The 15,754-nt window shown below is 44.6% G+C and carries 14 protein-coding genes and 1 tRNA gene; 11 read left to right on the top strand and 4 right to left on the bottom strand.

Annotated features, from left to right (window positions below; translation table 11 throughout):
- Nucleotides 1-32: 32 nt before the first annotated feature.
- Nucleotides 33-1,418, bottom strand: a complete 1,386-nt coding sequence (locus G414_RS0103285; protein ID WP_022791435.1) for a gluconate:H+ symporter — start codon at nucleotides 1,416-1,418, stop codon at nucleotides 33-35.
- A gap of 217 nt (nucleotides 1,419-1,635) precedes the next feature.
- Here G414_RS0103285 and G414_RS07210 point away from each other — a divergent pair, with 217 nt between their 5' ends.
- Nucleotides 1,636-2,673, top strand: a complete 1,038-nt coding sequence (locus G414_RS07210; RefSeq protein WP_022791434.1) for an acrylyl-CoA reductase family protein — start codon at nucleotides 1,636-1,638, stop codon at nucleotides 2,671-2,673.
- Nucleotides 2,674-2,722: 49 nt separating this feature from the next.
- On the opposite strand, the gene G414_RS07205 is transcribed toward G414_RS07210, so the two are convergent.
- On the bottom strand, nucleotides 2,723-3,706 hold the full coding sequence (locus G414_RS07205) for a LacI family DNA-binding transcriptional regulator (protein ID WP_022791433.1): 984 nt from the start codon (nucleotides 3,704-3,706) through the stop codon (nucleotides 2,723-2,725).
- Between the two features lie 49 nt (nucleotides 3,707-3,755).
- Nucleotides 3,756-4,052, bottom strand: a complete 297-nt coding sequence (locus G414_RS0103270; protein WP_022791432.1) for a hypothetical protein — start codon at nucleotides 4,050-4,052, stop codon at nucleotides 3,756-3,758.
- 197 nt (nucleotides 4,053-4,249) lie between these two features.
- Here G414_RS0103270 and uvrA point away from each other — a divergent pair, with 197 nt between their 5' ends.
- From uvrA to G414_RS0103240, 6 genes are all read left to right on the top strand, one after another.
- Nucleotides 4,250-7,099, top strand: coding sequence for an excinuclease ABC subunit UvrA (uvrA, locus tag G414_RS0103265; RefSeq protein ID WP_022791431.1), 2,850 nt, complete (start codon nucleotides 4,250-4,252; stop codon nucleotides 7,097-7,099).
- A gap of 80 nt (nucleotides 7,100-7,179) precedes the next feature.
- On the top strand, nucleotides 7,180-7,296 hold the full coding sequence (locus G414_RS07615) for a putative metal homeostasis protein (RefSeq protein ID WP_022791430.1): 117 nt from the start codon (nucleotides 7,180-7,182) through the stop codon (nucleotides 7,294-7,296).
- 133 nt (nucleotides 7,297-7,429) lie between these two features.
- Nucleotides 7,430-8,311, top strand: a complete 882-nt coding sequence (gene rapZ, locus G414_RS0103255; protein WP_022791429.1) for an RNase adapter RapZ — start codon at nucleotides 7,430-7,432, stop codon at nucleotides 8,309-8,311.
- 4 nt (nucleotides 8,312-8,315) lie between these two features.
- Nucleotides 8,316-9,341, top strand: a complete 1,026-nt coding sequence (locus G414_RS0103250; protein WP_022791428.1) for a gluconeogenesis factor YvcK family protein — start codon at nucleotides 8,316-8,318, stop codon at nucleotides 9,339-9,341.
- Nucleotides 9,341-10,300, top strand: a complete 960-nt coding sequence (gene whiA / locus G414_RS0103245; RefSeq protein ID WP_022791427.1) for a DNA-binding protein WhiA — start codon at nucleotides 9,341-9,343, stop codon at nucleotides 10,298-10,300. Before G414_RS0103250 ends, whiA begins: the two co-directional genes overlap by 1 nt.
- A 74-nt stretch (nucleotides 10,301-10,374) precedes the next feature.
- Complete coding sequence (locus G414_RS0103240; protein ID WP_022791426.1) at nucleotides 10,375-10,983, top strand: ATP-dependent Clp protease proteolytic subunit; 609 nt, start codon at nucleotides 10,375-10,377, stop codon at nucleotides 10,981-10,983.
- A 107-nt stretch (nucleotides 10,984-11,090) separates the two neighbouring features.
- Here the strand turns inward: G414_RS0103240 and rpmF are convergent, their stop codons facing one another.
- Complete coding sequence (gene rpmF / locus G414_RS0103235) at nucleotides 11,091-11,261, bottom strand: 50S ribosomal protein L32 (RefSeq protein ID WP_022791425.1); 171 nt, start codon at nucleotides 11,259-11,261, stop codon at nucleotides 11,091-11,093.
- A gap of 350 nt (nucleotides 11,262-11,611) precedes the next feature.
- Here rpmF and G414_RS0103230 point away from each other — a divergent pair, with 350 nt between their 5' ends.
- From G414_RS0103230 to G414_RS0103215, 4 genes are all read left to right on the top strand, one after another.
- Nucleotides 11,612-12,082 carry a MarR family winged helix-turn-helix transcriptional regulator gene (locus G414_RS0103230; RefSeq protein ID WP_022791424.1) on the top strand — a complete coding sequence of 157 codons (471 nt, stop codon included), beginning with the start codon at nucleotides 11,612-11,614 and terminating at the stop codon, nucleotides 12,080-12,082.
- Nucleotides 12,083-12,145: 63 nt separating this feature from the next.
- Nucleotides 12,146-12,217, top strand: a tRNA-Gln gene (locus tag G414_RS0103225).
- Between the two features lie 165 nt (nucleotides 12,218-12,382).
- Entirely contained in the window at nucleotides 12,383-13,333 is a 951-nt protein-coding gene (locus G414_RS0103220) for an L-lactate dehydrogenase (protein ID WP_022791423.1), read from the top strand.
- Between the two features lie 242 nt (nucleotides 13,334-13,575).
- A complete protein-coding gene (locus tag G414_RS0103215) occupies nucleotides 13,576-15,732 on the top strand; it encodes an ATP-dependent Clp protease ATP-binding subunit (RefSeq protein ID WP_022791422.1) in 2,157 nt (718 codons plus the stop codon).
- Nucleotides 15,733-15,754: the final 22 nt, after the last annotated feature.

Raw genomic sequence — 15,754 nt, 5'->3', positions numbered from 1 at the left:
GTAAAGGCTGCGGTTTTTAATGATTTTAATGGTTAAAGTAAGACAATGGCCATAATAACAACGACTAACAGACCAGTGAAGGACAGTAATGTTTCCATAACGGTCCAGATTTGGAACGTTTGTTTGATGGATAGATCAAAGAATTCTTTGAAAATCCAGAAACCAGCGTCATTGACATGCGAGAAGACTAAGGAACCCGCACCGATGGCAAGCGCAACCAACACTGGTAGAATAGGATCAGAACCAGCTTGGCTAGCAACGACGGCGGTAAAGATTCCGGCAGCCGTAATACCAGCCACGGTAGCAGAACCAACAGACACACGCAAGATGGCAGTTACGAACCAGGCAAAGAGGATTAGCGTTACGGGGGACATAGCACCGTTGGCACTAAAGAGCTTTGCAACTGTGTCAGAGAAACCACTGGTTACCAGGACACCACGCAGGGCACCACCACCACCAACAATTAACAAGATTCCAGCAACGGCGTTAATTGCTTCAGTCATTGACTCATTAACTTGGGCCATCGTCCGCTTTTGGAAGACACCCATCGAAAAGATTGCAAAAATCAAAGAGATGGTCATGGCTACCGCTGGGTTGGCCATGAATTCAATGACAGAATCTAACATGGATGGGTTTTTGGGTGTAACACCACCTGTATAAACCATCTTGTAGATTGTCGCGATAATCATAAAGATTAGTGGGAAAACAGAGGTTAAGACTGAAAGCCAGAAAGAAGGAGCTTTGTCTAAGTCATACTCTTTGACAGTACCCACTGCTGGTAATTCAGTTTTAAATTGAAAAGCATCTGGGGCATACTTTTGGGCCAACCTAGTGAATAGTGGACCGGCCACCACTGCGGTAATAATTGAGACAATCAAACCTAGAATCAAGTTTAATCCAATGTTGGCACCTAAGGCGGTAGCAACCGCTGTAGGCGCAGGCTGTGGTGGTAAGAACCCTTGGGCCGAGGAAAGCGCAGCGGTCATTGAGATACCAAGGTAGAGCAAGGGTACCTTGGCTTCAAGCGCAACGGCGAACACAATGGGGATCAATAAGATCATACCTACGCCAAAGATCATGGAAATCCCAATGACGAAAGAAGCAATCAAAACGGCCCATTGTAAACGCTTAAGACCAAACCAATCAATTAAGGTATGGGCAATCTTGTATGAACCACCAGCATCAGCCACCAAACGGCCAATCATACCACCAAAAATAAAGATAACGGAGTTTGATCCGAGGATGTTTCCAACCCCTTGGTCACCCAAAACGGCGTTGGGGATGTCCATCGGATTCATTCCTAGTAATAAGGCCAAGACAAACGCAGTAATAATCAATGACACGAAGGTATTGACTTTGAACTTAACAATCAGAAGTAACAGGACCCCGATTGCTAGTGCTAACATTAAAAATTCCATAATGCCTCCTAAAAAAAGAAAATAACTGTTCAATTATAAACGCTGGCTCTGAGAAAATGTGACATTCTGAACTAATTTAGCTATTCTTAATAAAATTTAAAGGTAGGTCGGATAAGACAACTGATTAGGGAGGGGAGTTATGGAAGTTGTGCTAGCTAAATCTCCATAACTAGTTCTAGGGTGCAGGGATTGTAATGAAGATGGATGGGTTATAATAGTGGTGAAGACTGAGAATGGAATCTTTTATGAGAAAGTGGGTAAACAGATGCCAAAAGCGCTCCAGGTCCAATTGGTGGATCAAGCAGTTATTACACGGTTAGTGGACCTAGCGCCACGCCCTTTGCTGCCGGGTCAAGTCCGGATTGCGGTGGCTTATTCGTCGATTAATTTTAAGGATTATTTGGCCTGCCAATACCAGGGTGGGGTTATCCGGCATTATCCAATGGTACCTGGAATTGATGCTAGTGGGGTAGTGATTGAGACTGCTGATCCGCACTTTCATGTTGGTGATCAGGTCTTAATTTCTGGTTACGAATTTGGAGTTAGTGAACCAGGTGGCTATCAAACGGAAGTGGTCATTGAGGCAAGACGAGTCTTAGCACTTCCAGATGGGCTAACCTTGCGGACGGCGATGGTCGTTGGAACAGCTGGTTTGGCAGCCTGGTTGGCGGTAGATGCAATTAGCAATCAGGGTGTGCTTGATCATCAGGCACCACTCTTAGTGACAGGTGCTAGTGGGGGCGTCGGATCGCTGGCCTTAGCCTTTCTGAGTGCCTTGGGCTACCAAGATAATACAGCCTTAACCCGGCAGACCAAGTTAGATGAACAGTTGACCAATTTGGGGGCCACGGAATTGATCGATGCTAATCAATGGCAAGCTTTACCAGCTAAACCGCTTTTGACGGGACGTTACCAAGCTCTGATTGACACCATAGGTGGAAAGTTAACGGGCCAAGCATTGGCGCAATTAAAGCCACGGGGGTTAGCTGCCTTAGTAGGGAATGCAGCTAGTAATGAGTTGCCGACTACGGTGTTGCCCTTTATTTTACGGGGGATTTCTGTAGCTGGAATAGATGTTGTGAACCTTCCAATGGTTGAACGTGTGGCCGCTTGGACAGCAATTGGCCAAATTTGGGGCCAAGTCAACTATCCCTATGTGCAGGAAGTGGCCTTAGCTGACTTATCAGCAATGCTGGCTCGATTTAACAAGCAGACCCATTTTGGCCGCTTTCTGGTTAAGGTCAACGATATTTAAGGATTCAAAAAAGCATGACCAGTTGTAACTGGTCATGCTTTTAAAGTTGCTAGAAGGAATGGCGTAATGTTAACTTGCTAGCAACTTCCGCATCCTCGTGCCCACGTTTACCACCAATATACTCAAAGAGTAAACGGGCAGTTGCCTGGCCAATTTCTTGAGGATTCTGATCAATGGTGCTAATGCCTGGGCTTAAGACAGCCCCTAGTTCAGAATCATCATAGCCAGTAATGCCGATGTCATTAGGAATGACATAGTGGTGTTCTTGTAGCCATTGCAGACAAGCAATCAAGAGTTGACCATTGACGGCAAATAGGGCGGTTTTTGTGTGCGGTGTTGCTTTCAGAAGACGATCTAAATCAGTTAAATCATTATCTGTTACCTCTAAAGCATCTAAGAGTATCGACTTTTGCTGGGCTACCTTTTGGAGGCCCTCGTAACGCAGGGCGTGGGTGGTCGAGCTATCACTGGCTAACGAAATAAAAATAATACGTTGATACTTTTGCTTAGCTAGTGCCAGGGCCATTTCCCGTGAGGCACTGAAGTTATCAGCTGTTACACTACTCCAAACGGTTGGCCGAGTCTGGCGATCGACGAGGACGACGTTAGTGTTGCTTTCCACTAGAAACTGGTAGTCCTGGCTGTTAACGGATAGCGGTTGCAAAATAATGCCGTCAACATTAGAAGCCATGAGCTGGGTTAGCGCCTTCTTTTCATTAGTGAGGCTGTTCGCTGAATCTACGATGAGCAAGCTGTAATCATGTTCACGTAGCACGTTTTGAATACCACGGATTAAAAAGGATGAGTAAAGATTAGCCATATCCGCGACGACTAACCCAATTAAGTGGGAATGTTTAGCTTTGAGGGTGCGGGCCTGTTGGTTAGGCACGTAGCCCATTTCATCGATAGCTTGTTTAATCTTTTCTCGTGTGTGGGCATTGATGCGATCAAAATGTCCATTTAAATAGCGCGAAATGGTTGTTTTAGAGACCCCAACCTCATTGGCGACGTCCATAATTGTAACTTTATCCATATTAAGGCTCCCAGTTCTTTGCCAAGGTGACCAGCTAAGGACTTAGTGGTCAGATTTCAGTGTTTTTTGGCTCAGGAGTAAAAGTGTCTAATAAAGCCCAATAGGCAACCACCGTAAAAACAAGTAAAAAGTGCCAGAGGACCGTTTGAAAGGCATTTCCATATGCATTGGCATAGGTGTTAATGGGACGGTGAGCTACTAGCAAGACTAGAGCTTCTTCTACACCAATGATTAAGGCGGTAAGGGTTGCTGTGGCAACGACAATTACAACCAACAGGAGTAAGAAGGAGGCTAAGTGCTGGCTCAGCCACCGCCAGGTCCAGGGTTTAGTTTTAATATTTTGCATGAGATTTCCTCACAGTTCCTGAGTCAAATATGGTTCTTAAGCCCTATTATAACCAATCTAATGGAATTTACTCAAATTACCTAGGAACATTAACCGTAATTTAACCATAAAAGGCCAGTGTTAAGTTTTAACTAACTTATGTTGACACAAACGTGTATAATAGTGACTATGAATAAGCAGTAAAGGGGGCAGCTAGCATGCCAAATGATTGGATAAAAATCCGTGGTGCACGTGCACATAATTTAAAAAACATTGACGTCGATATACCACGTGATCAGTTTGTGGTTGTGACCGGCTTGTCGGGGTCGGGTAAGAGCTCGCTCGCCTTTGATACGCTCTACGCTGAAGGGCAACGCCGTTATGTTGAGAGCTTGTCAGCCTATGCTCGCCAATTTCTGGGACAAATGGACAAACCGGATGTTGATTCTATTGAGGGGTTAAGTCCGGCCATCTCAATTGATCAAAAGACGACGTCAAAAAACCCCCGGTCAACGGTGGGTACGGTAACTGAAATTAATGATTATTATCGTCTTTTATTTGCCAGAGTGGGCCAACCTGACGCCCCCAAAGATGGCACTATTGTACAGCCATCCATTGATCAAATGTTGAATTATGTGGATGAAGAGTTGCCGGAAGGGACGCGGTTACAAGTACTAGCACCAATTGTGCGTCATAAAAGGGGCTCGCATGCGACTATCTTCGACCGTATCCGAAAAGAAGGCTTTGTTCGGATGATGGTTGATGGCGAATTACATGAAGTATCTGATGAGCTAAAGTTAAATAAAAATAAGTATCATGATGTAAGCGTTGTGGTTGACCGGATTATCTTGAAGGAGGGTTCACGGGCCCGTCTATATGAAGCAATGGAAACAGCCCTGCGGATGGCAGATGGATTGGTAACGCTGGATGACATCCATGGCGGTGCATTGACTTTTTCTGACCATTATACGGGGGCCTTGAAGCACTACGCTGTGGGCCATTTAGAGCCTCAGCTGTTTTCTTTTAATTCTCCAGAAGGGGCCTGCCCTGTCTGTGGTGGCCTTGGGTTAACCTTAGAGGTGGATATTGACCGGGTGGTGCCCGATAAAACAAAGACCTTGGCCCAGGGGGCGATTGCGGCCTGGAACCCAATCTCCTCTCAATACTATCCAGAGTTGCTACGTCAATTTTGTGAACAGGCAGGCATTCCGATGGATAAGCCCTTTGAGGACTTGTCAGCAGAACAACAGGAAGTCATTCTGCATGGTTCAGATGAACCCTTTCATTTTCACTATGAAAATGACTTCGGTGGCGTAAGGGATGTTGATACAACCTTTGAGGGTGTGGTTACCAATATTAACCGGCGCTATAAAGAATCTAATTCTGATTTTACGCGTGAACAGATGCGATCCTATATGGATGAGTTAACCTGTTCGGCCTGTCATGGCTATCGGCTGAGTCCGGCAGCTTTGTCGGTTAAAGTGGGCGGCCACAATATTGGTGAAATTGTTGAATGGCCTGTTGATCAGGAATTAGCATTTTTTGAAGGGTTGTCATTTGGTGAACAGGACGGTCAAATTGCGCAACCGATTGTAAAAGAAATTACAGACCGGTTACGGTTTTTGAAGAACGTAGGGCTGGACTACTTGACCTTGGCGCGTTCGGCCCGGACGCTTTCGGGTGGTGAGGCACAACGGATTCGGTTAGCCACCCAAATTGGGTCTAATCTATCAGGAGTCATGTATGTGCTTGATGAGCCCTCAATTGGTCTTCATCAACGCGATAATGACCGATTGATTCATTCCCTCAAAGCCATGCGTGATTTAGGTAATACGCTGATTGTGGTCGAACATGACGAGGATACGATGCGAGCTGCTGATTACATTGTCGATGTTGGTCCGGGAGCAGGAGCCCATGGTGGGCAAATAATGGCTGTTGGTAGTCCAGCAGATATCGAGGCCAATCCTGTTTCCTTGACTGGTCAATATTTGGCGGGTAAAAAATTTATTCCAGTACCCACCAGTCGTCGAACCGGCAACGGTCAGGCGATTACCGTTTTTGGGGCGCAAGAGAATAATTTGAAAGATATCACGGTTAACTTCCCACTGGGTGATTTTATTGTTGTAACCGGAGTGTCTGGCTCGGGTAAATCTACCTTAGTCAATACGATATTAAAGCGGGCTTTAAAGGCCGAACTTAATCATAATTCGGAGAAACCGGGTCGTTTTAAAAAGATAACCGGGGTCGATAATATTGATAAAGTTGTGGATATTGACCAAAGTCCAATTGGACGGACTCCGCGCTCTAACCCGGCCACCTATACTGGCGTGTTTGATGACATTCGAACGCTTTTTGCTCAGACGAATGAGGCCAAACTACGTGGTTATGCCAAGGGGCGGTTCTCTTTCAATACCAAGGGCGGACGCTGTGAGGCCTGCAAGGGGGACGGGGTCCTTAAAATTGAAATGAATTTTCTGCCAGATGTCTTTGTAACCTGTGAAGTGTGTGGGGGAACCCGGTATAATTCTGAAACCTTAGAAGTTAAGTACCGTGGGCTGACCATTGCAGATGTCTTAAACCTAACAGCAGAAGAGGCAGTCGACTTCTTTGCGCCGATTCCTAAAATTCGACGTAAGCTTCAGACAATTGTTGATGTGGGTCTAGGTTATGTTAAGTTAGGGCAGTCAGCGACGACGCTATCCGGTGGTGAAGCCCAACGAATGAAGTTGGCGGCCGAACTACAACGGCGCTCGACTGGGAAGACCTTCTATATCCTTGATGAGCCAACGACAGGCTTACATGTGGATGATATTAAACGCCTCTTGGAGGTGTTAGAACGTCTTGTTGATGGTGGTAATACGGTTTTGCTGATTGAACATAACCTTGATGTCATAAAAACAGCTGATTGGCTGATTGATATGGGACCAGAAGGTGGTGAAGGTGGTGGACAAGTGATTGCGACGGGCACACCGGAAGAAATTGCGGCGACGGCACAGTCTTATACAGGGCACTATTTGAAAGATATTATGGACCGAGATCGTCAGCGGGCGGTCAACAAAGAAGAATAGTTGCCAAAACAGCGAACAAGCGTTATACTTACTTTTAGTAACTTATAGCATTGAGCATATTAAATGAAATGAGGGATATGATGGCTGAAAAACTAGATTTAGCTTCTGCACGACGTAAGATGCACAGTCCTAACATCAAGACCCGGAAGCGGGCTTTGAAGGCCTTGCATGACTTAAAGCGTCAAGGTGGCAAGTAGCGCATAGAAGTAGACAATTCGCTTTAGCGGGTTGTCTTTTTTTGTGGAAAATTATAGATGGGAAGTCCGCGGCTAACCAGTAAAAAATGATATAATGACGCATGATATGAAATGTTTGAAAGAGGGCGGATAGATGGCAAAGAAAGAGTTAGTAATCTTAACTGGCATGAGTGGGGCTGGTAAAACGGTAGCCATGAGTGCCTTTGAGGATCTAGGATATTTTACCGCACAAAATTTGCCGGCCGAAATGTTACCCCGGGTTTGGGAATTAATTTCTGAAGAGCCCAATATCGAACGGGCGGCGATTATGATTGATAGCCGGTCAGGAGACTTTTTTGCTGACCTGGATGATCAGTTGTCACAGATGAAGGCCAGGAACACTGGTGATTATCAGTTGCGCATTATCTTTTTAGATGCTTCGGATCATGAATTGGTTGCGCGCTATAAAGAGACGCGGCGTTCTCATCCGCTAGCAGGTGAACATGGTACCTTAGCCGGCATTCAAAAGGAACGCCAGTTATTGACTGATATGCGGGGGATGGCTAATCAGGTTATCCGAACGGATGAATTTACCAGTAAGCAATTACGGAATTATCTTTTTGAACAGTTTGGTTCTAAGAGTGACCAACAGGCTATTTTTTCTGTCCAAGTGATGAGCTTTGGTTTTAAATACGGGTTGCCGGCCGATGCGGACTTAGTAATGGATGTCCGTTTTTTGAAAAACCCTTATTATGTGCCTGAATTACAGCCCCAAACTGGTTTAGATCAAGCTGTGGCTGACTATGTTTGGCAAAATGCGGATGCCAATGACTATTACCAGCAGGTCTACCAAACCATTACCTGGTTATTGCCTCGCTATAAGGCAGAGGGAAAAACAACTTTGACGATTGCCTTTGGTTGTACAGGTGGTCAACATCGGTCAGTAGCGTTTGCCCATCGGTTAGCGACGGATTTAAAAGCAGCCAACTGGCACGTTAATGAATATCACCGGGACAGTGACCGTCGGAAAGGATAAGCTAATGATTGAACTAGCAGAAAGTACGCCAGCCCAAGGCCCTAAAATTGTAGTGATTGGTGGTGGTTCTGGTCAACCGGTTATCTTAAAGGGGTTAAAGTCTTATCAGGCTGATTTAACAGCTATTATTACGGTGGCCGATGATGGGGGCTCATCTGGTACGTTGCGGGACTATCTCAACATTATTCCGCCTGGTGATATTCGAAATGTCATTGCTGTATTAGCGGATGTATCAAGCGATTTGATTGATCTTTTTCAATATCGGTTTAAAAAAGAAGATGAAATGTTAGCCGGACATGCCTTAGGCAATTTGATTATTGCGGCGATTGCGGAGAAGAAACAGGACATTTACGGAGGTGTGCAACAGCTTTGTCAGCTAATGCAGGTGGATGGACATGTCTACCCAGTTGCTAAGGAACCCTTGGTCTTACACGCGCGGTTTAAGGATGGCAGTGAATTATCAGGGGAGGCTGAAATTACGGCGGCACATAATGCTATTGACCGCATTTGGGTCACTCCGCAGGCTGATTCTGCTAATCAAGTGGCGCAAGCACCCACAGCCGTGGTTGACGCGATTTTGGCAGCCGATGAGATTGTCTTAGGGCCAGGCAGCCTTTACACGAGTATATTGCCTAATTTAGTTGTACCTAACGTGGCGGCCGCGATGAAGATGACCCGGGCTAAAGTAACGTATATTGCCAATATTATGACGCAAAAGGGGGAAACTGATGGTTATTCAGAGGCGGACCACGTGCGGGTTATTAATGAACATTTGGGAGCACAGGTGGTTGATGCTGTTTTGATGAATACAGGGGTTGTACCCGAGGATTATATTGATTGGCATCGTTGGAATGAGGTTTCGCATCAGGTGCGGTTCGATCCTGATCAAGTACGAAAAGAGGGGGCAGTCCCCATCTTAGGTGACTTCCTAGCCTTGCGTGAGAATGGGGCCTTTCATGATGGCGACCTGGTGGCTAAATTAATTATGCAGATTGCTGGCACACCAGCTGACGATGCTGGAGGAGAATGATGTCTTTTGCTAGTGATGTAAAAAAAGAATTAACTACCTTGGAAATTACCAATCCTGATAATGCGCGTGCAGAATTAGCAGCCTTGTTGCGTATGAATGGGTCATTAGGGTTGGCACCACAAGGGTTTACCTTGAATGTGCAAACGGAAAATGCAGCCACAGCTCGGCGCATCTTAAACCTACTTCAACAGTTTTATCAGTTGCCGGCTGAAATTTCGGTGCGGCGGCAAATGAAATTACAAAAGCACAACCTTTATGTGGTTCGTATTTTGCAGGATGTTCGGCAGTTACTGGATGATTTACATATTATTGAGCATGGTGAAATGGTACCAACTTTACCTGAGGATTGGTTGGCAGATGAAGGCATGGCCCGGTCGTACTTACGGGGCGCCTTTTTGGCAGCTGGTTCAGTTAATAATCCTGAAACGAGTCGCTACCATTTGGAAATTTATTCCTTATATGAAGAACAGGCACAACAAATTGAGCGCTTAATGAATCGTTTTGACTTAAAGGCCAAAACGGTAGAACGGCGGGCTGGTTACATTGTCTATCTTAAAGAAGGTGAAAAGATTGCTGATATGCTCAATTTAATGGGGGCCACGACGGCGATGTTGAAACTGGAGGATGTGCGCATCATGCGTGACATGCGCAATTCAGTTAATCGGCTTGTGAATGCCGAGAATGCCAATATCGATAAAACGGTAACGGCTAGTCAAAAACAAATTGATGATATTCATTTCTTAGATGAAGAATTGGGTTTGCACCGTCTTCCTGAAAAGCTGCGCGAAATAGCTCAGGTGCGTCTGCAACATCGCGAAGCACCGTTATCAGAACTTGGTCAGTATGTACCTTCGGGACCGATTTCAAAATCAGGTGTGAACCATCGGCTTCGAAAATTAACCAAATTAGCAGACGAAATCCGGCAAACCGGGCATTTACCCAAGCAGTTCGAAAAATAAGCTTTGCTTTGACTATGCTTGACTAATAGTTTGAGATGGCATAAGCTATGTGTTATTAAAAAGGAGGACGTATTATGTTACCAATTCCATACGTGATTGAGCAATCATCACGCGGTGAGCGGTCCTACGATATTTTTTCGCGCTTACTGATTGATCGTATTATCATGGTGACTGGTGAAATTAATTCACAAATGTCAACTTCGATTATTGCTCAATTACTTTTTTTGGATGCACAAGATCCAGATAAAGACATTTATATGTATATCAACTCACCTGGTGGGGAAGTGATTGCCGGCTTAGCAATTTATGATACTATGAATTTCATTCATGCTGATGTGCAAACGATTACCATTGGGCTAGCCGCATCAATGGCCTCCGTCTTGGCTTCATCTGGAGCTAAAGGGAAGCGATTCATCTTGCCTAATTCTCAGTTTATGATTCATCAACCTTCTGGGGGCGCCCAAGGACAACAAACTGAAATCGCGATTGCTGCTGAAGAAATCATGAAGACCCGTAAGCGGTTAAATGATATCTTAGCAAAGAATACCGGTCAAAAGTTAGAACGAGTTGAACGTGACACGGAACGTGATCACTGGTTGGATGCTCAACAATCCCTAGATTATGGTTTGGTTGATCAAATCATGACGAATGTTGATGAGCGTGATCCAAAAAAGAAAGCTTAATAGCAAAAAAAGATGGCTGTTGGTCCTTAAAGACTGCTGGCCTTCTTTTTTTATAGATATACACAAAAAGCGCTGGAACAAAAATGTTCCAGCGCTTTTTATTAAACTTACTTTGAAGTAACTTGTTGGCCCTTGTAAGTACCATCAGAAGCTACGTGATGGTTACGTACGTAAACACCATTTTCATTCTTGTGAATAGCAGGGGTCTTTAGACCACCTTGACCACCACGACGTGAACGCTTCTTCATCTTTGAAACTTTACGTGCAGGAACTGCCATAAGTAATATCCTCCCTTACACCGCCGTGTTCGAAAGAAGGCAGTGTTTATTAATAATCGATTATTTTCAACTGTTCTAAATTACCTGAATTTTGGCCGTTTGTCAAGGTAAACACTAACAAAAAGAAATAAATCAAGGTCTTCTTACTATAAAATAGGTAAGTTAATAGGGAAATAGGTGGATTTTATATTTACAAACACTGGGGGCAAGGCCATAATTTAAGAGTGCTTAACTATTATTTGTTAATGGTCGTAATGTTTAAGCACAGGGCGTGTGGGGGCATGCCTAATTAACACAATGGGGACCATGGTTAATGACGTTAGGAATTACTAAGGTGGAGATAGAGAACAATGAAGAATAAGGAAAGTGTTACCTTACTTAATGAATATATTAATGCTTACTTAGCCACGCTCAAATATTTGGATGAGGTGATTTCAGAACCAGCTGACGAGTACGGCTTATCCTTTGAGCAGTACCTCATTATGCATAGCATTGCTGAATGTGATGGGATTACCTTGACTGATATAGTAGCCTCGCGCCACGTTACCCGGGCTGCGGTATCAAGACAGATTAAGATGTTATTGAAAAAGGAATATGTTTATCAGGAGGCGGACGCCAAGGACCGTCGCCGGATGTTGTTACATTTAACTGAAGGTGGGTTGGCCATTGAAGAGATTGTCACACAAAGAGTAACGGATCGTTTTGATGGCTGGGTTGAAGCCTTTGGTGAGGAACGTGCACGTGACATCTTGCAATTTATTCAACGCTTTGATGAAAAAGTGGTATCAAAGTCACGTGCCAAGGCCCGAGGTTTGATTTAGAAAAAATGGAAAAACCCCTTGTCAACTCTCTATCGGTTGTTGTATGATAAGAAAGTTGATTTTTGGGCATTAGCCAAGCGGTAAGGCAACGGTTTCTGGTGCCGTCATGCGCTGGTTCGAATCCAGCATGCCCAATGGTTATAAGCAAAGGCAGGTACTATTCTAGTACCTGTCTTTTTTTTGTGGGTTTTGCCAGTAAAGGTAGATTGAACTGGTGGGTGCGGTTGTAAGCCCTTAATTATGGTATAATGTGACTGTAAATCGTTAATGTAGGATAGAAAAAGTGGAGGATTAGTTAATATGGCGCAACATCATCAAAAGGTAGTTTTGGTCGGCGACGGTGCCGTGGGTTCTTCTTACGCCTTTGCCTTGGCGCAACAGGGGATTGCAGAAGAATTAGTAATCGTTGATGTGGCTAAGGAGCGGACACAAGGAGATGCCTTGGATTTGGAAGACGCAACTCCTTGGACCTTTAATAAGCAAATTCGGTCTGGTGAATACTCTGATGCTGCTGACGCTGATCTCGTAGTCATTACGGCCGGTGCACCACAAAAGCCTGGGGAAACCCGTTTGGATTTGGTTGATAAGAATTTGAAGATTATGCAAAGTATTATCACCCCTTTGATGGCCTCAGGTTTTGACGGCATCATTTTGGTAGCTGCTAATCCAGTTGATATCCTAACGATGGCTGCCCAGCGGTTCTCAGGTTTGCCTAAGAATCGGGTCTTTGGTTCAGGAACATCATTAGACACAGCCCGTTTGCGGGTTGCCCTTGGCCATAAATTTGGCGTAGCCCCAGCTGATGTGAATGCCTACATTCTAGGCGAGCACGGTGATTCAGAGTTTGCAAACTTTGATGAAGCAACTATTGGTGGTCGCCCTATTCTGGACTGGGCTAAGGAAGCTGGTCTAAGTGAACAAGACTTAGAAGATATCCTTTATAAGACAGCCCATAAGGCCTATGACATTATCAACTTGAAGGGTGCTACCTTCTATGGGATTGGTACTGCCCTCGCCAGGATCACACGGGCTATTTTCCGTGATGAGAAGGCGGTTTTGCCAGTTGGCGCCTATATGGACGGTCAGTATGGTCTGCGTGATGTTTACATTGGTACCCCTGCGGTCATCGGTGCTAACGGAGTTGAAATGGTAATCGAAACAACGCTCTCAGCACGTGAACAAGCACGTTTTGATAAGTCAGCTCAAACCTTGCAAGAAGTTGCTAATGATGGCTTTGCCAAGTTGAACTAAGAGCTGCCCCTAGCTGGTAATGGCTTCCTAGTTTAAAGAAATCGCGGTTTTTCGTAATGTTACAATAAGATTAAAATTATTTCAAAATAAGCTTGCACTCTCGTAGATAGAGTGCTAATATAGAAGGTGGAGTTTGGGAGTATGAGTACTTGCAAACGACGATACCTTCTACTTTGGAAGCAAAAAGTAATATGAAGAATTAGTAGATAGTAAAAACGTAAACTGTAGGAGGATAGTTAATCATGGCACAAGATTCATTTGGATTTTCAGATTTTGATGATATTTTTCGTATGATGAATAATGATGCTGCTCGGATGCAGCGTGATCCTCGTCGTGCACAACAAGGACAAGACCCACGTCAAATGCGTGGACAACAACAAGGACAGCAACAAGAAAAGAGTTTGTTGTCACAATACGGTATTAACATGACCGACTTGGCCCGCCGGGGTAAGTTTGATCCTGTCATTGGTCGTGATGAAGAAGTTGACCAAACAGTAGAAGTGTTGAACCGTCGAAACAAGAATAATCCAGTTTTGATTGGAGAACCTGGTGTTGGTAAGACAGCGATTGTTGAAGGCTTGGCCCAGGCAATTGTTAACGCCAAGGTACCCGCAAAGCTACAAAATAAAGAAGTAATTCGTTTGGATGTCGTTTCGCTAGTACAGGGAACTGGTGTCCGTGGTGAGTTTGAAGAGCGGATGCAAAAGTTGATGGATGAGGTAACTAAGCGTAAGGATGTTATCTTATTCATTGATGAAATTCATGAAATCATGGGTGCTGGTGGTACTGGTGAAGGGTCAATGGATGCTGGTAACATCTTGAAGCCTGCTTTGGCTCGTGGTGATTTCCAATTGATTGGTGCTACGACCTTAAACGAATACCGTCAGATTGAGAAGGACGGTGCTATGGCCCGTCGTCTCCAACCAGTTATGGTTGATGAGCCAACGACTGAAGAAGCATTGGAAATCATTAAGGGTATTGCCCCACGTTATGCTGATTACCATAAGGTAAAGTATTCTGAGGGTGCCTTAGAAGCTGCTGTTAACCTTTCAAATCGTTACATCCAAGAGCGCTTCCTACCTGATAAGGCCATTGACTTAATTGATGAGGCTGGTTCAGTTAAGAATCTTTCTTTGAAGGTCGGTGATCCAAAGGAAATTCAAAAGAAGATTGATGACGCTGAAAAGCAAAAGAAGGCGGCCGCTGATGCTGAAGACTTCGAAAAAGCTGGATACTGGCGTGATCAAGTTAACCAGTTGACCTTACAGCTACAAGCAGTTAAGGAACAAAAGCCTCAAAATGAGGCTGCCCAAACGGTTACCAAGCGGGATATTGAAAAGGTTGTTGAGAAGAAGACTGGTATTCCCGTTGGTGAGTTAGCTGAGTCTGAGCAAACACAACTTAAGAACTTGGGCGAAGATTTGGCCAAGCACGTTATTGGTCAAGATGAGGCCACAAACACGGTTGCCCAAGCTGTCCGTCGTAACCGGGTTGGCTTTACCAAGGAAAGTCGTCCAATCGGTAGTTTCCTCTTTGCTGGTCCTACTGGGGTTGGTAAGACTGAGACTGCTAAGCAATTAGCCAAGGAGCTCTTTGGTACTGAAGAGAGTATGATTCGCTTTGATATGTCAGAGTACATGGAGAAGCATTCCGTATCTAAGTTGATTGGTGCTCCAGCTGGTTACGTTGGCTACGATGAAGCTGGTCAATTGACTGAGGCTGTTCGTCGTCATCCATATTCATTGATTTTGCTTGATGAAATTGAAAAGGCACATCCTGATGTCTTGAATATGTTCTTGCAAATTCTTGATGATGGTCGTTTGACGGATGCCCAGGGACATGTTGTGTCCTTCAAGGATACTGTTATTATCATGACTTCTAACGCTGGACAAGGTGTTCCGGCTGATGAAGATGGTAAGAAGCCAGCATTGATGCAACGTTTGGCCCCATACTTCCGTCCAGAATTCTTGAACCGGTTTGATGCCATCGTTGAGTTCAATTCTTTGAGCAAGAAGGACTTGCTAAAAATTGTTGATTTGATGTTAGATGACATGAACTTGACCATTTCACAAAAGGGCTTGCACATCGATGTAACTGACGCTACAAAGCGTAAGTTAGTTGAACTTGGTTATGATCCAGACATGGGTGCTCGTCCACTACGTCGAGTTATCCAAGATCAGTTAGAGAACCAAATCGCTGACTTCTACCTCGATAATCCTAGTGTTAAGGATCTCCGGGCTGAAGTTCGTAAGGGTGAAATTAAGGTTGTGGCTGATTCTGATCCAAAGCAAGAAGATGCTGAGGATGAGGCTGAAGAAAAGGATGCCAAAGAAGAAGCACAAATTAAAGCAGATGATAAAGACGCCAAGGAAGCACGTGACTTAACGAAGGGCAACTAAAGATTGTCATTGTCAAGCTATT

Origin of the sequence: Weissella halotolerans DSM 20190, from assembly GCF_000420365.1 — a bacterium.
GTDB lineage: Bacteria > Bacillota > Bacilli > Lactobacillales > Lactobacillaceae > Weissella > Weissella halotolerans.
Note: the sequence above shows the minus strand (reverse complement) of the source record. Positions and strands in the feature narration are given on the sequence as shown.